General features: G+C 65.1%; 14 protein-coding genes. 7 read left to right on the top strand and 7 right to left on the bottom strand.

What is annotated here, in order from left to right; all coding sequences use genetic code 11:
• Positions 1-207 precede the first annotated feature (207 nt).
• Together IVB48_RS22550 and IVB48_RS22545 are read left to right on the top strand one after the other, a co-directional pair.
• Positions 208-3,219, top strand: a complete 3,012-nt coding sequence (locus tag IVB48_RS22550) for an FAD-binding and (Fe-S)-binding domain-containing protein (RefSeq protein WP_247402942.1) — start codon at positions 208-210, stop codon at positions 3,217-3,219.
• Complete coding sequence (locus IVB48_RS22545) at positions 3,212-3,640, top strand: heme-binding protein (RefSeq protein WP_247402940.1); 429 nt, start codon at positions 3,212-3,214, stop codon at positions 3,638-3,640. Before IVB48_RS22550 ends, IVB48_RS22545 begins: the two co-directional genes overlap by 8 nt.
• Positions 3,641-3,790: 150 nt before the next feature.
• Here the strand turns inward: IVB48_RS22545 and IVB48_RS22540 are convergent, their stop codons facing one another.
• Complete coding sequence (locus IVB48_RS22540) at positions 3,791-4,573, bottom strand: enoyl-CoA hydratase/isomerase family protein (protein WP_247402938.1); 783 nt, start codon at positions 4,571-4,573, stop codon at positions 3,791-3,793.
• A 139-nt stretch (positions 4,574-4,712) separates the two neighbouring features.
• Positions 4,713-6,803 carry a molybdopterin-dependent oxidoreductase gene (locus IVB48_RS22535; protein WP_247402935.1) on the bottom strand — a complete coding sequence of 697 codons (2,091 nt, stop codon included), beginning with the start codon at positions 6,801-6,803 and terminating at the stop codon, positions 4,713-4,715.
• Between the two features lie 252 nt (positions 6,804-7,055).
• On the opposite strand from IVB48_RS22535, the gene IVB48_RS22530 reads away from it, so the two are divergent.
• Genes IVB48_RS22530 through IVB48_RS22515 form a run of 4 tightly spaced genes read left to right on the top strand, consistent with a single transcriptional unit; the run spans position 7,056 to position 11,322 of the window.
• Entirely contained in the window at positions 7,056-8,012 is a 957-nt protein-coding gene (locus IVB48_RS22530; RefSeq protein WP_247403054.1) for a tripartite tricarboxylate transporter substrate binding protein, read from the top strand.
• A gap of 15 nt (positions 8,013-8,027) precedes the next feature.
• Positions 8,028-8,498, top strand: coding sequence for a (2Fe-2S)-binding protein (locus tag IVB48_RS22525; protein WP_247290360.1), 471 nt, complete (start codon positions 8,028-8,030; stop codon positions 8,496-8,498).
• Positions 8,495-10,627, top strand: a complete 2,133-nt coding sequence (locus tag IVB48_RS22520) for a molybdopterin cofactor-binding domain-containing protein (RefSeq protein ID WP_247290362.1) — start codon at positions 8,495-8,497, stop codon at positions 10,625-10,627. The genes IVB48_RS22525 and IVB48_RS22520 overlap by 4 nt, the downstream gene beginning before the upstream one ends.
• On the top strand, positions 10,624-11,322 hold the full coding sequence (locus IVB48_RS22515) for a substrate-binding domain-containing protein (protein WP_247290364.1): 699 nt from the start codon (positions 10,624-10,626) through the stop codon (positions 11,320-11,322). Before IVB48_RS22520 ends, IVB48_RS22515 begins: the two co-directional genes overlap by 4 nt.
• A gap of 9 nt (positions 11,323-11,331) precedes the next feature.
• On the opposite strand, the gene IVB48_RS22510 is transcribed toward IVB48_RS22515, so the two are convergent.
• The 4 genes from IVB48_RS22510 to IVB48_RS22495 form a co-directional block, all read right to left on the bottom strand.
• A complete protein-coding gene (locus IVB48_RS22510; RefSeq protein WP_247290367.1) occupies positions 11,332-12,138 on the bottom strand; it encodes an SDR family oxidoreductase in 807 nt (268 codons plus the stop codon).
• Positions 12,139-12,162: 24 nt separating this feature from the next.
• Positions 12,163-13,455 carry a TRAP transporter large permease gene (locus IVB48_RS22505; protein WP_247290369.1) on the bottom strand — a complete coding sequence of 431 codons (1,293 nt, stop codon included), beginning with the start codon at positions 13,453-13,455 and terminating at the stop codon, positions 12,163-12,165.
• Positions 13,446-13,994: a TRAP transporter small permease gene (locus IVB48_RS22500; RefSeq protein ID WP_027566714.1), complete on the bottom strand. Its 549-nt coding sequence runs from the start codon at positions 13,992-13,994 to the stop codon at positions 13,446-13,448. The genes IVB48_RS22505 and IVB48_RS22500 overlap by 10 nt, the downstream gene beginning before the upstream one ends.
• Positions 13,995-14,079: 85 nt before the next feature.
• The gene (locus tag IVB48_RS22495) at positions 14,080-15,051 is read right to left on the bottom strand and encodes a TRAP transporter substrate-binding protein (protein ID WP_247402932.1); all 972 of its coding nucleotides are present in this window, start codon (positions 15,049-15,051) and stop codon (positions 14,080-14,082) included.
• 322 nt (positions 15,052-15,373) lie between these two features.
• On the opposite strand from IVB48_RS22495, the gene IVB48_RS22490 reads away from it, so the two are divergent.
• Positions 15,374-16,150: a cyclase family protein gene (locus tag IVB48_RS22490; RefSeq protein WP_247290372.1), complete on the top strand. Its 777-nt coding sequence runs from the start codon at positions 15,374-15,376 to the stop codon at positions 16,148-16,150.
• On the opposite strand, the gene IVB48_RS22485 is transcribed toward IVB48_RS22490, so the two are convergent.
• A complete protein-coding gene (locus IVB48_RS22485; RefSeq protein WP_027566711.1) occupies positions 16,147-16,875 on the bottom strand; it encodes a Crp/Fnr family transcriptional regulator in 729 nt (242 codons plus the stop codon). The two genes, IVB48_RS22490 and IVB48_RS22485, sit on opposite strands and share 4 nt — an antisense overlap.
• Between the last annotated feature and the right edge of the window lie 159 nt (positions 16,876-17,034).

Here is a 17,034-nt window from a genome sequence, read left to right as displayed (position 1 = left end):
CTGTCTTTTGCGTCTGTCTTGGCCTTGAGCCCAGCTTGACTTCTAGCCTGTTGGTCTCAAGGGGCTGCGCGAGCCGCTCGAATATCACTATTCGCCGGGCTTGTCCCTCGCCGGACGGGGTCCGTCAATGCACAAGAAGCAGGGCTCGCCTTGCCAAGGGCCGTGACCGGAGGCAAGACGGGGGCGGCGAACAGGCAAGAGCGGACCATGGCGGCGGAAGTGCCCGGGAAATCACAGGAATCGGCCAAAAAGGACGGCCTCGCGGCACGTCTGGCCCGGGACGTGACCGGCGACGTCCTGTTCGACGCTTTCAGCCGCGGCCGCTACGCCACCGACGCTTCCTTCTACCAGATCATGCCCCATGGCGTGGTGGTGCCGCGCACCATGGACGAGGCCTTGCGGGCGCTGGCGATCGCGCGCGACGAGGGACTGAAGGTGACCCCGCGCGGCGGCGGCACCTCGCAATGCGGCCAGACCGTCAATGACGGTCTCGTGGTCGATCTCTCGAAGCACCTGAACCGGATCCTGTCGCTCGACGTCGAAGGAGGCACCTGCGTGGTCGAGCCGGGCATCGTGCTCGACGACCTCAACCGCCAGCTGAAGAAACACGGCCTCTGGTTTCCGGTCGACGTCTCTACGGCCTCGCGCGCCACAATCGGCGGCATGGCCGGCAACAATTCCTGCGGCGGCCGTAGCCTGCGCTACGGCACCATGCGCGACAACACACTGTCGATGGAGGCCGCGCTTGCCGACGGCACGCTGAGCCGCTTCGGCGAGGTCTCGCGCGATCTCTCCGATCTCGATGCGAACGACAACGCCCGCGCCCTGTTCCGCGACATGCTCGATCTCGGCGCCCGCGAGGTCGGGGAGATCGCCGCACGCTTTCCAAAAGTGCAGCGACGTGTCGGCGGCTACAATCTCGATGCGCTGGTGCCGCGCAATGCCCGCAACAACATGGCGCACCTTCTCGTCGGCTCCGAGGGGACCCTCGCCTTCACCACCAAGGTCGAGCTGAAGCTGTGGCCTGTGATCCGCAACAAGGCGCTCGGCATCTGCCATTTCGGCAGTTTTTACGAGGCGATGGACGCGGCCCAGCATCTGGTCAAGCTCAAGCCGATCGCGGTCGAGCTGGTCGACCGCACCATGCTCGCACTCGGCCGCGACATCGCGATGTTCCGACCCATCATCTCCACTGCGATCAAGGGCGATCCGGATGCGGTGCTCGTGGTCGAGTTCGCCGAGGTGGATCAGGCGGACAACCTCGTGCGCCTGAAGCAGCTTGGAGAGCTGATGGGCGATCTCGGCTTCGGCTGGAACAACGACAAGCGAAAATGGGGCGGCGTGGTGGACATCACCGAGCCCGCGCTGCAGAGCGGGATAGCCGATTTCCGCGCCGCCGGCCTCAACGTCATGATGTCGATGAAGCAGGAAGGAAAGCCCGTCTCCTTCGTCGAGGACTGCGCCGTGCCGCTGCCGCATCTCGCCGACTACACCGCGCGCTTGAACGAGGTCTTCGCCAGGCACGGCACCAGCGGCACGATGTACGCGCATGCCTCCGAGGGCTGCTTGCACGTGCGGCCGGTGCTGAACCTGAAGCTCGAGAAGGACGTCAAGGCGATGCGGGCCATCGCCGAGGAAGCCTTCGAACTGGTGCGCGAATACAAGGGCTCGCATTCCGGCGAGCACGGCGATGGCCTGGTGCGCTCCGAATTCCACGAAACGATGTTCGGCGAGCGCCTGGTCGCCGACTTCCGGGACGTGAAGCAGCGCTTTGATCCCGAGGGCGTGCTCAACTCCGGCAAGATCGTCGACGCACCGAAGATGGACGATCGTTCGCTATTCCGCTTCAAGCCTGACTATCGCGTCGCAGAGATCAAGACAAAACTCGACTGGTCCGCTTATCCCGGGGCCGGCGGCGGCTTTCAGGGCGCGGTCGAGATGTGCAACAACAACGGCGCCTGCCGCAAGCTCGAGGGCGGCGTGATGTGCCCGTCCTACCGCGCGACGCGCAACGAGAAGGACGCGACGCGAGGCCGCGCCAACACGCTGCGGCTCGCCATCTCCGGCCAGCTTGGCGCGGGCGCGCTCTCCTCCGACGAGATGATGGAGACGCTAAAGCTTTGCGTATCCTGCAAGGCCTGCCGCCACGAATGCCCTGTTGGCATCGACATGGCCAAGATGAAGATCGAGGTGCTCGCCGCGCGCGCGGCCTCGCATGGCCTGACCTTGCGCGACCGGCTGGTCGGCTACCTCCCGCGCTATGCCGGCCTCGCGTCGCGCTTCGCGCCGTTGGCGAATTTGCGCAACCGCAGCCCGCTGCTGCGAAAGCTGTTCGAACGCTTTGCCGGCATCAGCGCCCGCCGCGCGCTGCCCGCCTTCCGCAGCGACGTGTTCGTGCCGCCGGCCGAAGTGGTCGGGCCGGAGACCGGCCGCGAGGTCGTGCTGTTCGCCGATACCTTCAACCGCATCTATGAGCGCGAAAATCTCGAGGCCGCGCTGCGCGTGCTCGCGGCCGGCGGCTATCGCGTGCATCTGCCGAAACCCGCAAGCGGCAGCCGTCCGCTGTGCTGCGGCCGCACGTTCCTGTCAGCGGGCCTTGTCGACGAAGCCAGGTCAGAGCTCGATCGTCTCGTCGCCGCCTTCGCGCCCTTCGCCACGCGCGGCGTGCCGATCGTCGGTCTCGAGCCAAGCTGCCTTTTGACCTTGCGCGACGAGCTCGCCTCGCTGCGCAAGGACGATGAGGCCAAGGCCGTCGGCGCCCACGCGTTGACCTTCGAGGAATTCCTGGTGCGCGAGGCCGAGGCCGGCCGGCTGCAACTGCCGCTCGGCGCCGTTGCCGACAAAGCCCTGGTGCACGGCCATTGCCATCAAAAATCCTTCGGCGCATTCAAGCCGGTCGAACAGGTGCTGCGCCTCATCCCTCGCCTTGAGGTCCAGACCATCGAATCGAGCTGCTGCGGCATGGCCGGCGCCTTTGGTTATGGCGCAGACACCTACGATGCCTCGATTGAGATGGCCGAGCTCTCGCTGCTACCCGCCGTGCGGCGCGCGGACCAGAAGACGCTCGTCGTTGCCGACGGCACCTCCTGCCGGCACCAGATCCACGACGGCGCGGAGCGCGAGGCGCTTCACGTCGCGCGCGTGCTGGCGATGAGCCTTGATCGTGCCGAAACCCAATCCACAACCCCTCCTGTTGCAAAGGAAACCAATCATGGCTGACCTCACCCTCGACGCCGCCCGCAAGATCCTCGACGCCGCCTTCGCGAAATCCACCGAGCTGAAGCTGAAGCCGCTGGTCGTCACCATCCTCGACGCCCGCGGCGTGCTCAAGATCGCCGCGGCGCAGGACGGCACCAGCCTGATGCGCGCCGAGATCGCGCACGGCAAGGCCTATGGCGCGCTCGCATTGGGCATGGGCTCACGCGCCCTGTTTCAGCGCGCGCAGGAGCAGGCCTATTTCATCGACGCCGTGAACACCATGGCCAAGGGCGCGCTGGTCCCGGTCCCCGGCGGCGTGCTGATCATGGACGGCACGACGCTGCTCGGCGCGGTCGGCGTCAGCGGAGACACGTCCGACAATGACGAGACGTGCGCGGTGGCGGGCATCCAAGCCGCGGGGTTGAAGGCCAACGCGGGGTGAGACCTCTTCCGCAGCCTGGATGGAGCGAAGCGCAATCCGGAGCGTCGGCGTCCCACGCGCAAACCCCGGATTACGCTTCGCTCCGTCCGGGCTACAAGATCGTTCCGGTGCCGCGGCGTCGTACTGGCTCCGTCAAGACGACATTGAACTTCATCGCCCCGTCCACACCGGCTTGCGCTTTTCGCTGAACGCCTTCAGCCCTTCCTTGGCGTCCTCGGTCATCGCGAGCAGCGCGATCTGGCTTTCGGTGTAGGCGATGCTCTCGTCGAACGACATCGAGGCGATGGCGCGCATCGCGTATTTGCCGCGGCGAATTGCGGTCGGGGATTTATCGACGATGCGGCCGATCAGCCAGTCGACCTTGGCGTCCAGCTCCGCCGCGGGCACGACGTAGTTCAGCAGGCCCGCTCCCTGCGCCGCTTTCGCGTCGAACGGCTCGCCGGTCAGCGCCCATTCGTTGACGAGGCGAGGTGGAGCAATGGACTGCAACAGGCTCAACACCTGCATCGGGAATACGCCGACCTTCACCTCCGGCAAGCCGAAGATGACGTGATCGGCGGCGACGGCCATGTCGGTCATGCAGAGCAGGCCCATGCCGCCGGCCATGCAGACGCCGCTGAGGCGCGCAATCGCGGGCTTGGTCGCGTTCTGCGACAAGCGCAGCAGATCGGCATAGTCGACATTCGGCTTCGAATGATCCATCGCGAAGGCCGCGCCGGAGTTCTGCAGATCCGCGCCGGCGCAGAACGCCTTGTCGCCCGCGCCCGTCAGCACGATGATGCGGACATCCTTGTCGTCATGCGCGTCGCGGTAGCCGCGCGCGATGCCGGCGATAACCTCGCCATTCAGCGCGTTGCGTTTCTCGGGCCGGTTGATGGTGATCCAGAGCGCCTGCCCGCGCTTCTCGGTGATCACGGCTGTGGTGTCGGTCATGGCGCGCTCGCTTCCTTGGGCTCTCCGTTTTGCAGCCATTTGCGGCAGCTCGGGCGGAAGGTGCAAGCGCAATCTGCGGCGCGGTGCCGCTTTAGCGCCTCGACACAAACTTGTAGCGCGATCGAGGCGCGTGTGCGGCTCAGGCCGCGACTGCTTTCCTGATCCAGACCTTGTTGTCGTGGAACGCGGCGCCGCCGATCGGCGCGATTGTGTCCGCGCCCGTCAGCATATTGATGCCGCGCTCACCGATATGGTTCTTGTTGGGATGAACGGACTCCGCGATCAGCACGCCGCGGCGCACGCCTTCGAACAATGTGGCGATCAGTGTGGTCTCGCCGCGGGTGTTGCCGAGCGTCACGGCATCGCCATCCGCGATGTCGAGCGCGGCCGCATCCAGGGGATGGATCATCACGCTCGCCTTGCCCTCACGCGCCTGGGAGGACGGCGTCTCGTTGAAGGTGGTGTTGAGAAAGCTGCGCGACGGGCTCGTGGCAAGCCGGAACGGATGGGCCTGGTCGGTATGCTCGATCACCGCCCAATGGTCCGGCAGCGACGGCATCTTGTCCAAGTCACCCATCTTCTGGCCGAACGGCGGATGCGCCCAATCGGCCTTGAAATGGAATTTCTTGTCGGCATGGGCGAAGCCGTCGAGATAATGCGACGTGCGGAAGTCCGGCTGCAGGTCGCGCCAGAGATCGGCTTCGAGGCCGGCAATGTCGCCGTGATCGCTCAGCTTCAGCGTCGCGTCGATCAATTCACGCGGCGTCAGCTCGAACCCGGGATGCGTAGCGCCAAGCCGCGGCGCCAGCGCCTGCAAGACCTCGTGGTTGGAGCGGCATTCCCCGGGCGGGTCGATCAGCTTCGGCCCGACCGAGATGTGCTGGTGGCCGCCGCCGTAATAGAGATCGTCATGCTCCATGAACATCGTCGCCGGCAGCACGATGTCGGCCATCTCGGCTGTCTCGGTCATGAACTGCTCGTGCACGGCGACGAACAAATCCTCGCGCGCAAAACCCTGGCGCACAAGCGCCTGCTCCGGCGCCACCGTCATTGGATTGGTGTTCTGGATCAGCATCGCCTTGACCGGACCGTTGCCGTGCAGCGCCTTGGAATCGCCCGTGAGGATGCGGCCGATCTGCGACTGGTCGAGCGCGCGGATGGTTGGGTCGATGGCGTCGTGACCTTCGATGATGGATTCGTTGAAGTGCCACAGCGCGAAATTGTTGAAGAAGGCGCCGCCGCCTTCATATTGCCAGGCGCCGGTCACGGCAGGAATGCAGTTCGCGGCATGCATCTGCGCCGCGCCGTTGCGCGAGCGGGTGAAGCCATAGCCGAGCCGGAAGAAGGTCCGCTTGGTCTCGCCGACCAGTTTGGCAAAAGCCTCGATCTCCGCTACCGGCACGCCTGAGATCGCGGAGGCCCATTCGGGCGTGCGCGTCTTCAGATGCGCCTCGAGCTCGCCAGGGCAATCGGTGTACTTGTCCATATAGGCACGATCGGCATAGCCGTCGCGGAACAGGACATGCATCACGCCGCAGGCGAACGCGCCGTCGGTGCCGGGCCGCAGGATGATCTTGATGTCCGCCTGCTTCATGGTCTCGTTGTCGTAGATGTCGACGGCTGCGATCTTGGCGCCACGCTCCTTGCGCGCACGCGCGGCGTGCGTCATCACGTTGACCTGCGTGTTGACGGGGTTGGTGCCCCAGATCACCACCAAATCGGACAGCGCCATCTCGCGCGGATCGACGCCGGCGATCTTGCCGGTGCCGATCGCGAACCCGATGCGACCGACATTGGCGCAGATGGTCTGGTAGAACCGCGAATATTTCTTCACATGCGTGAGCCGGTTGAGGCCGTCGCGCATCACCAGCCCCATCGTGCCGGCGTAATAGTACGGCCAGATTGAGTCCGCACCGAACTCGCGCTCGGCCTGGTTGAAGCGATCCGCGATCTCGTCCAGCGCCTCGTCCCAGCTGATCCGGGCGAATTGGCCGGAGCCCTTCGCACCCGTTCGACGCAGCGGATACATCAGCCGTTCAGGATGATGGATGCGCTCGGCGTAACGGGCAACCTTGGCGCAGACCACGCCGGCCGTATAGGTCTGCTTTTTCGAACCGCGGACGCGACCGATGCTGCGTCCCTCGAGCACCTCGACATCGAGGGCACAGGCCGACGGGCAATCATGCGGACAGGTCGAATGGCGGATTTCGATCTTGGCGTGCTGGTTCATGTCCAATTTGGTAACACCAAAATACCCCTCAGCCGAGGGTATTTATCCGGCAACGCCCATGCGATTTGCTCAGACCGTGTGCGCCGCCGGTTCCTGCCGCGACCGCGAAGAGCGGCGCCGCCACACCGAAAACCGCCCGATATTCCAGGCACCATCGGTCTTGTGAGGCGTCGACAGTCCGCCTCCCCTGCCGCTACAGTGCCCAACAACAAGAACGACATCAGGGAGGTGGGTGTGACGGCCCGACAATTCATGCTGGCGCTGGCCGCCGGTCTGCTCAGCGCGTCCTCCGCAAGCCCGTCCTTGGCGCAGGACTATCCCAACCATTCGGTCCGGATCGTCGTGCCCTTCGGCGCCGGCGGGCCGGCCGATGTCGCGGCCCGGCTGATCGGCAATGCGCTCCAGGAGAGTTTTGGCCAACCCTTCGTGATCGAGAACCGCACCGGCGCGGGCGGCGTCATCGGCACGGTCGAAGCGGCGAAGTCGCCCGCCGACGGCTACACGCTGCTGATGATGTCCAACACCCAGACCGCGAACGAATCCCTGCTGACGCCGGACAAGCGCAAATACGAGCTGATGCGCGACCTCGCGCCGATCGCACCGGTCAACTCTTCCGATCTCGTCATCGTGGTGAACCCGCAAGTCGCAGCGAAGACGCTGCAGGAGTTCGTCGCGCTCGCCAAGTCGCAGCCGGGGAAGTTGAACTATGCCTCCTCCGGCCAGGGCACGCCCTATCACATGGCCGGCGAGCTGTTCAAAGCCATGGCCGGCATCGATCTCGTCCACGTCCCCTATCGCAACAGTGGTGAGGCGCGCAGCGGCGTGATCGGCGGGCAGGTTCAGATGATGATCGACGCGGTGCCGGCGATGGCGCCGAACATCGGCGAGAACCAGGTCCGCGCGCTCGCGACCACCGGCAAGCAACGCTCAGCGGTGCTGCCGAACGTGCCGACCGCGATCGAGGCGGGGGTCGCAGGCTACGAAGCCACGATCTGGCTCGGCCTGATGGCGCCGGCCGGCACGCCAAAACCTGTGATCGACAAGCTCAATGCCGCCGTGAACGCAATGGTGAAGCGGCCCGACATCGTCAAGCTCTGGACTGCGCAGGGCGCGGTGCCGATGTCAATGACGTCGGAGGGATTCGACAAGTTCCTGCGCGGTGACATCGAAAAATGGGCCGACGTGGTCAAGAAGTTCGACAAGTCCTGAGGCTGTAGAGCGACAATGCCTACCATTCAATTCCAGCTCAACGGCACGGCCGCGGCCGTGGATGCCGATCCGGATCAGACGCTGCTCGACGTGCTGCGCAGCCGGCTCGGCGTTACAAGTCCGCATTTCGGCTGCGGGGCCGGCGAGTGCGGCGCCTGCCATGTCATGGTCGGCGACCGCGCGATGGCCTCGTGCGACCTGCCGATGTGGTCGGTCGCGGACAAGGACGTCGTCACGGTGGAAGGCCTCGGCACAGCGGAGCAGCCGCATCCGCTGCAACGCGCCTTTATCGCCGAGCAGGCGATGCAATGCGGCTATTGCGTCTCGGGGATCCTGATTAGCGCGGCGGCGCTGCTGAAGCGCAATCCGTCGCCGACGGAGGCTGAGGTGAGAACCGCGCTTGATCGCAATCTGTGCCGCTGCGGATCGCACAATCGCATGGTCCGCGCTGTGCTGCGGGCGGCCGCGGAGATGGCGACATCATGAGTGCGCCGTCCCCTACCCCGACACTGCCGGTCAGCCTTGCGGCCAATCCCAAGCTGTCAGCCTGGGTGAAGCTCATCGGCGAAGGCCGTGTGGCGATCTCGCCCGGCAAGGTCGAGATCGGCCAGGGCATCGTCACGGCCCTGGCGCAGATCGCAGCCGACGAGCTCGACGTCGATATTGGCCGCATCGAGATGATCCGCGCCTCCACGGCGGCAAGTCCGAACGAGGGCGTCACCTCGGGCAGCCTTTCGGTCCAGCAGTCCGGCCGGGCGCTGCGCCACGCCTGTGCCGAAATCCGCCAGCGCTTCCTCCTCGCAGCATCGGAGCGTCTCGGTGTCGATGCGTCGCTGCTCGACATCCATGACGGCACGATCTCGGGCCCCGGCAATGTCAGGACGAGCTATTGGGAGTTGGCCGGTGACGTCTCGCTCGACCACGACGCCAAAGCCGGTGCGACAGCGAAGATCGTCGCCAAACGCACTGTGGCCGGACATTCGGTCCAGCGCGTCGACATTCCCGACAAGGTGTTCGCACGGCCGCGCTTTATCCATGACTGTCCGCTGCCGGACTTGCTGCACGGACGCGTGCTGCGGCCGGACATTTCCGGCGCCAGGCTGATCGCGCTCGACGAGACGGCGACGCGAGCCGTTCCCGGCCTCGTCGCGATCGTCCGCGACGGCGGCTTTGCCGGCGTGGTTGCCGACGGCGAGGCAGCGGCGGAAGCCGCGCTGAAAGCCTTGCGTAAGGGGGCGACATGGTCGGCTGGCGAGCCGCTGCCGGAAGCTGATCTCGCCGGGTTCCTGAAGAGCCAGCCGGTCGAGACCACTGTCATCGACACCAGGACCTCTGCAGCAACGATAAAGAACGCTGCTCGCACCCTCCGCCGGCAATACATCCGTCCCTACATCGCGCATGCCTCGATCGCGCCGTCCTGTGCGATGGCCCGATGGGACGGCGATCGCGTCCACGTGTGGACGCACAGCCAGGGTGTCTATCTGCTGCGCGCCGACCTCGCGATCGTGCTCAAGCTGCCGATCGAGAGCATCGTCGTCGAGCACATGGAGGGCGCCGGCTGCTACGGACACAACGCGGCCGATGACGTCGCGCTCGATGCCGTGCTGCTGGCGAAAGCGGCCGGCGGCCGTCCGGTGCGGGTGCAGTGGTCGCGCCACGACGAGATGGCCCACGCGCCGTTCGGCGCGGCGATGGCGATCGAGATCGAGGCCGACCTCGATGGGGACAACGAGATCGTCGGTTGGCGCCATGCGATCTGGAGCAACGGCCACGCGGCGCGGCCCGGGCGCGCAGCACAGCCCGCGCTGCTTGCCGCAACCGAGATTGCGACCCCCTACCCGCGCATGATCTCGACCAATCCGCCCGCGGCCAATGGCGGCGGCGGCGACCGCAACTCCGTTCCGCTCTACGACCTCCCGGCCTGGACGGTCACGAGCCACCGGTTGCTGACCATGCCGGTGCGGACCTCGGCGCTGCGGACACTTGGCGGACAAGGCAATGTGTTCGCCATCGAGTCCCTGCTCGACGAGATCGCCGCGCTGCGCGGCGAAGACCCGATCGCGTTCCGCCTGCGCCATCTGCGCGACGAACGGGCAAAGGAGGTCATTCGCGCGGTGGCACGACGCGCGCAATGGAAGCCGCAAAAGAAGTCCGGCATCGGTCACGGCGTCGGCTTCGCCCGCTACAAGAACATGGGGGCCTATTGCGCCGCGATTGCGGAGATCGAGGGCACTGACAACATCCGCGTCAAGCGGCTGACGCTTGCGGTCGATGTCGGCGAGGCCATCAACCCGGACGGCGTCATCAACCAGATCGAGGGCGGCGCGATCCAGGCGACAAGCTGGGTGCTGAAGGAACGCGTCCGCTTCGACCGCACGCGCATCACATCGACGTCCTGGACCGACTATCCGATCCTCACCTTCAGCGAGGTGCCAATGGTGGATGTCGAGATCGTCCAGCGGCCGGAGATCGAGCCGGTCGGCGCTGGCGAGGCCGCCCACGGCCCGGTGACGGCGGCGATCGCGAATGCCGTTTACGATTGCCTCGGCGTGCGCCTGCGCGACCTGCCGATCACCCGCGACAAGATCATTGCAGCCATGGAGCTGGCATCGTGACGACAGTGAGCATTTTGAGCGGAGGCGCGGCGCAAGGCCTGGTGCGCGGCCTCGGCGATCCCTTCAAGACGCAGACCGGCTTCGGCATCGACGGCGAGTTCGGCGCAGTCGGCATCATGGCCGACAAGCTGCGCACGGGAACGGCGGCCGATCTGGTGATCCTGACGCAGGCGCTGCTTGCAAAGCTTGCCGAAGAGACGCTCGTCATCCCTTCCTCGATCACAAATGTCGGGCGGGTCGAGACCGCGCTGGCGGTCCGGAGCCGCGATCCCAAGGTGACCGTGAAGACCGAGGCCAATTTGCGCGAGGTACTGCGCAGCGCCGACGCGATCTACGTCCCTGATACGAAAGCCTCGACGGCGGGACAGCACGTCGCAAAGGTGCTGGATCAGCTCGGCATCGCCTACGAGGTCGCTTCGCGCCTCAAGATCTTCCCCAACGGCGCGACCGCGATGCGGGAGCTTGCGGCGTCCACCGCCGCGCATCCGATTGGCTGCACGCAAGCGACCGAGATCATTGCAACCGACGGCATCGCGCTGTCAGGAGCGCTGCCGCCGGGCTGCGAGCTCGTGACGATGTATACGGCCGGCGTGACCACGCGGGCCGTACATCCACAAGAGGCGGCCGCGCTGATCGCGTTGCTGACCAGCGCAGACCGCAGGGATCTGCGCCAGCGCGCCGGCTTTGCAGGCTAGATAATCGCCCTATGTGTGCAACTGGGTGAGACCGGTCGGCGGACCGTCGACGGCGGTCCAGCCACCATCGACAAACAATGTGCTGCCGCTGACATAGCTCGCGGCGTCCGAGGCGAGATAGGCGACGGCTGTCGCGACCTCGTCGGCGCTGCTCCAGCGGTTGAACACGGTATGGCCGGCATAGAGATTGTAGATGTCCGGACGCTGCTTGAACGGGCCGGTCAGCGCGGTCTCGGCGATGCTCGGCGCGATCGCGTTGACGCGCACGCCGGAGCGTCCAACCTCCGAAGCAAAGCCCTTCACCAGCAGGCCGATGGCGGCCTTGGTCGAGCCGTAGACGCCAAGGCCCGGCTCGATAGTCACCGCCCGCACCGAGGAGCAGGCAATGATGCTGCCGCCCTTCTGCTCGACCATGATGCGGCCGAAGGCCTGGAAGAACCAGACCGTGCCCTTGATGTTGAGGTTGAGGACGCGGTCGAGATCCTCCTCGGTGTAGTCGAGGATGGTCTTGCGGATGTTGAGCCCGGGCGTCGTCACCGCGATGTCGAGCCGCGAAAATTTCTGCATCACGGTCTTCGCCAGTGCATTGACGTCCGCAGCGCTCGCCGCGTCACACGCAGCCGCCTCGGCCCAGCCGCCCTTCTCACGAATGCCGGCGGCGGTTGCTTCAGCGCCTTCAAGCGCACGATCGGCGCAGACGACACGGGCGCCGAGCCCGGCCAGCGCCTCGGCCGACGACTTGCCGATTCCGGAGGCGGCGCCCAGCACCACGGCCGTCTTGCCGGTGAGATCGAAGAGCTTGCGATAGTCAGTCACGGATAGATTCTCCCTTCGTTGCTGCTAGCCCTTGTAGCCCATCAGCAGACGGGGCAGCCACAGCGAGAAGGCGGGGACGTAGGTCACGAACATCAGAGCTGCGATCAGGGCGGCGTAGAACGGCAGGATAGTGCGCATCACCGCGCCCACCGAGATGCCGCCGATGGCGCAGCCCACGAACTGCGTCGTCCCGACCGGCGGGGTGTTCAGCCCGAGCGCGCAGTTGATCAGCATCAGCATGCCGAACTGCACCGGATCCATGCCCGCCTTCATCGCGATCGGCAGGAAGATGGGCGTGCAGATCAGGATGGTCGCGGCCATGTCCATGAACGTGCCCAGCACGAACAGAATGACGTTGATGAGCAGGAAGATGACCCAGGGCTGGGTCGAGACCCTGCTCATCATCTCGCCGGCGAAGTCGGCCACCTCGTAAAGCCCCATCAAATACTGGAACATGGTGGAGACGCCGATCAGCAGCAGCACCACCCCCGTGGTCTTCACCGCCTTGGCCGCCGCGCGCAGGAAGTTCGGCAAGGTCATGGTGCGGTAAATGAAGAACGTCAGCAGGATCGTGTAGGTGACCGCGACGGCCGCGGATTCGGTCGCCGTGAACACGCCCGACAGGATGCCTGAGAGGATGATGCCGACGATCAGAAGGCCGGGCAGAGCGGCCGCGAACGAACGGAAAACCGCGGGCCAGCCCGGGAACTTGCCGGCCGGATAGCCGCGCTTCACCGCGACCGCGTAAGCGGCGACCAGCATGCACACCATCAGCACCAGCGCCGGCAGCAGGCCGGCGGCGATCAGCGCTCCGATCGAGACCTTACCGCCGGCGGCGAGCGCATAGATGATCATGTTGTGACTGGTCGGCATCAGTGCTCCGACCAGCGAAGCATGGGTCGTGACGTTGACGGCATAGTCGGTGTCGAAACCTTCCTTCTTCATCATGGGGATCATCACCGCCCCCATCGCCGACACGTCGGCCACGGGCGAGCCGGACACGCCGCCGAACAGCGTGCAGGCGACCACGTTCGACATGCCGAGCCCGCCGCGGATGTGTCCGACGAGATTCTTGGCGAGCTGCACGATCTTGTCGGCGACGCCGCCATGCAGCATCAGCTCACCGCTGAAGACGAAGAACGGGATGGCGAGGAAGGAGAAGATGTTCATCCCCGACATCATCTGCTGGAAGATGACCGCGACCGGGAGGCCTTCGTAGAGGATGGTGCAAATCGCCGAGAGGCCGATCGCGAAGGCGACGGGGACGCCGAGGACGAGGAAGCCGAAGAAACTGGCGCCGAGAATGATCAGTTCCATGAGGGGACGACCTCTTCGCCGCGCAGGAGAGCGATGATGTGCTCGATTGAAAAGGAGACGATCAGGACGCCGGAGGCGATCAGCGGCACGTAGCGGATGACTTCGGGCAGGCCGAGATTGGGGATCTTCACCGTTCCGACCGAGGCTCCGAGGATCCAGCCGTTATAGGCCATCGCGACGCCGAACCCGGCCACCAGGACGTGGATCACAAGCTCGATCTTCTCCCGCGCATGATCCGGCAGCATCACCAGCAAACTATCCATGCCGATATGTCCGGCATCGCGCACGCCGACCGCGGCGCCGATCAACGTGACATACAGGATCAGAACCAACGCAAGGTTCTCCGTCCAGGTCGGGCTGGAATTGAGCACGTAGCGTCCGAACACCTGGTAGAAGACGATGGTGACGATGACGAGCAGTCCGGTCACCGACAGATACATCCCTAGCCGAGCGACGGGAGCATTGATCCGGGACAGCAAACCGGTGGACGGGCGTCCGGCTACGTCCAGTTCGTGGTCTGCGACGTGAGGGTCTGTCATCCAAGTCTCCTTGCAAGTCTCCTTGCGCGCCTCCAACGCGTCGGTCCGGCGTCGCCAGTCGGCGCGCCGGACCGACGCTATGGTCTTACTTCGTGTCCTGGATACGCTTGACGAGGCCCTTCAGCTTCTCGTCACCGGCGAACTTGTCGTACACCGGCTTCATCGCGTCGACGAATGCCGCCTTGTTGGCGATCGTCACGACCTGAACACCGGCCGCTTCGACGGTCTTGCGGGACGCCTGCTCACGCTCGTCCCAGAGCTTGCGCATGACGGGAACCGATTCCTTCGCCGCCTTGCGGACCATCGCCTGGTCCTCCTTGCTCAGCGTGTCCCAGACCGTCTTCGACATCACGAGAACTTCGGGCGCCAGGGAGTGCTCGGTGACGTTGTAGAACTTGGCGGCCTCGAAATGGCGCGAGGACTCGTAAGACGGCCAGTTGTTCTCGGCAGCGTCCACCAGACCGGTCTTGAGAGCGGTATAGACCTCGCCGTAGGGCATCGGCGTCGGATTGGCCCCGAGGCTCTGGATCATGCCGACCCACAGATCGGATTGCTGGACGCGAATTTTCAGACCCTTGACGTCCGCGAGCGACTTGATCGGTGCCTTGACGGTGTAGATGGACCGGGCGCCGCTGTCGTAATAGGCGAGGCCGATCAGGCCTGCGGGCGCCATGGCCGCCAGGATCTCGTCGCCGATCGGCCCGTCAAGAACGGTACGCATGTGCTGCGTGTCCCGGAAGATGAAGGGCAGGCACAACGCGATCGTTTCCGGCACGAAGTTGTTCAAGGGCGATGCGTTGATCCGCATCATGTCGAGTGCGCCGATCTTGAGCTGCTCGATGGTGTCCTTCTCGGAGCCCAGCGCACCGTTGGGGAACACCTTCACGCCGAGCTTGCCGCCGCTCGCCGCTGCGAGCTGCTTGCCCATGAACTTGACGGCCTCGACGGTCGGATAATCGGCGGGATGGATGTCGGCGGAACGGAAATCGCGTGCGGTCGCCAAGGGGGCTGAGACCGCCAGCAGAGCGGCTGCGATGACGCCGGTAAGTATCTTCATCTGAGCTTCCTCCTGAGTTGATTATGTCGTTGGGCAGAGCTGCGGGCCGCCTTGGGTCGCTCCACTTCCGGTGTGAAGTCAAGCGCCATTGTCGTCCCTAGGGCGCGCGGCATTCTCTGTCCAAGCTAAATCCGGCATCGATCAATGCTAGAGTTGCATCGATGGATCAAGCCGGCTTTGGGCAGACAACCGGCCCATCGTCCAGTTTTTCCGAAATCATCTGGTCGTCCGGCGCGGGAAGCGTTCATGGGCGTTGCTTGACGACGCCGGTGCGGCCCCCTCAAGATGCTGCGAAACAAAACGACCATCCCGAGGAATGCCCATGCCGCGGAAGCTGATCGACATCTCCGTGCCGCTCAGAAACGACGTGACGGCCGATCCGCCGGGCAATCACCCGGCAATCCAGTACATCGATCACCAGCAGGGTCTGCCGCGGATGCTGCAGTTCTTCGAGGGCCTCACGGCGCAGGACCTGCCGGACGGCCAGGGCTGGGCGGTCGAGCAGGTCTCGCTGTCGACCCATAACGGCACGCATCTCGATGCGCCCTGGCACTTCCATCCAACCATGAATCGCGGCGAGCGGTCATGGACGATCGACGAGGTGCCGCTGGAATGGTGCTTTCAGCCCGGCGTGAAGCTCGACTTCCGTCATCTCCCCGACGGCTACGTGGCGAGCGCCGACGACGTCGAGAAGGAGTTGAGGCGGATCGGGCATGCGCTGTCGCCGCTGGAGATCGTCGTCGTCAACACCGGCGCCGGCGCCAGGTTCGGCCAAGCCGATTATGTCAGCTCGGGCTGCGGCATGGGCTATGAGGCCACCATGTATCTGCTCGAGCGCGGCGTGCGGCTGACCGGCACCGACGGCTGGAGCTGGGACGCGCCGTTCGTCCATACCGCGAAGAAATACGCCGAAACGAAAGACGCCGGCCTGATCTGGGAGGGCCACAAGGCGGGGCGGCACATCGGCTATTGCCATCTCGAGAAGCTGCACAATCTCGACCAGCTGCCTTCGACCGGGTTCACCGTCTCGTGCTTTCCGGTGAAGATCGAGCGGGCCTCCGCAGGCTGGACCCGCGCCGTCGCGATCATCGACAGCTAGCTGTCGAGCCCGCTCTCGGCGAGTTCGCGCAAGGCATCCATATCGAGCACGACGATGGCGCCGTGCTCGAGGCGAACCCAGTTGCGGCCCGCCCAGGCGCGCAATTGCTTGTTGATGCTCTCGCGCGTCATCCCCACCATCTCGCTGATCTCCTGCTGCGTGATGACGAGCGTGCCGCTGCCGGAGTCGAACTTGCGCTCTTCGGTGAGCCCCAGCAGCGCGCTCGCAAGCCGGCCCGGCAGATTTTGCAGGATCACCTGCTCGACCTGCTGGCTGGTCCAGCGCAGGCGCGCGCAGAGCAGCTCGATGAATTTCATTGCGAGCGCCGGTTGGCTCTTCACGAACGGCAGGAAGTCCCGGCGATCGATGATGTAGAGCTCGCAATTGGTGTTGGCGGTCGCATCGGCCGACCTGGGGGCGCCGTCGAGCACCGCGATTTCGCCGAAGATCTCGCCGGGACCGATCAGATTGAGAATGGCGTTACGGCCATCGGGCGACGAAGAGGAGATCTTCACCGTTCCCGTGATCACCGCAAACAGGTTGTTGCCGGGATCGCCCTTGGCGGCGATCGTCGCGCCGCGCTTCACCGTGGTGTGCTTGGCGTAACGGCAGAGCTGATCCAGCGCCTCCGGCCCCAGATCCGCAAAGATCGGGTGCTTGCGCAGGACCGATAATTTATTTCCCGCCGCTTGTCGGGGGTCGTCGCCGGTCTTGTCCTGAGGCACGCCACTGGGCTCCTAAGACTGCGAGGCACTGGGGTCCCTGCGTAGTCAGTGTAGCCCAGTTTTTCAACCGGAAAGCATGCTCCCTATTTGAGGCAAACGCGGCGAAAATGCCGCGGTCAGGCGTGAAGCCGGCAGCCGAAGGATGAGCCAATGCGTCCT

The sequence above is a fragment of the Bradyrhizobium sp. 76 genome (genome assembly GCF_023073025.1).
In the GTDB taxonomy this organism is placed as follows: domain Bacteria; phylum Pseudomonadota; class Alphaproteobacteria; order Rhizobiales; family Xanthobacteraceae; genus Bradyrhizobium.
This window is presented reverse-complemented; position numbering and strand designations above follow the sequence as displayed.

Coding starts and splice junctions, on each gene's coding strand:
- IVB48_RS22500 (WP_027566714.1), bottom strand. CDS start 13,994: ATGACAGACCCTCACGTCGCAGACCACGAACTGGACGTAGCCGGACGC.
- IVB48_RS22540 (WP_247402938.1), bottom strand. CDS start 4,573: ATGACCGACACCACAGCCGTGATCACCGAGAAGCGCGGGCAGGCGCTC.
- IVB48_RS22535 (WP_247402935.1), bottom strand. CDS start 6,803: ATGAACCAGCACGCCAAGATCGAAATCCGCCATTCGACCTGTCCGCAT.
- IVB48_RS22495 (WP_247402932.1), bottom strand. CDS start 15,051: ATGAAGATACTTACCGGCGTCATCGCAGCCGCTCTGCTGGCGGTCTCA.
- IVB48_RS22525 (WP_247290360.1), top strand. CDS start 8,028: ATGCCTACCATTCAATTCCAGCTCAACGGCACGGCCGCGGCCGTGGAT.
- IVB48_RS22545 (WP_247402940.1), top strand. CDS start 3,212: ATGGCTGACCTCACCCTCGACGCCGCCCGCAAGATCCTCGACGCCGCC.
- IVB48_RS22505 (WP_247290369.1), bottom strand. CDS start 13,455: ATGGAACTGATCATTCTCGGCGCCAGTTTCTTCGGCTTCCTCGTCCTC.
- IVB48_RS22550 (WP_247402942.1), top strand. CDS start 208: ATGGCGGCGGAAGTGCCCGGGAAATCACAGGAATCGGCCAAAAAGGAC.
- IVB48_RS22530 (WP_247403054.1), top strand. CDS start 7,056: ATGCTGGCGCTGGCCGCCGGTCTGCTCAGCGCGTCCTCCGCAAGCCCG.
- IVB48_RS22520 (WP_247290362.1), top strand. CDS start 8,495: ATGAGTGCGCCGTCCCCTACCCCGACACTGCCGGTCAGCCTTGCGGCC.
- IVB48_RS22490 (WP_247290372.1), top strand. CDS start 15,374: ATGCCGCGGAAGCTGATCGACATCTCCGTGCCGCTCAGAAACGACGTG.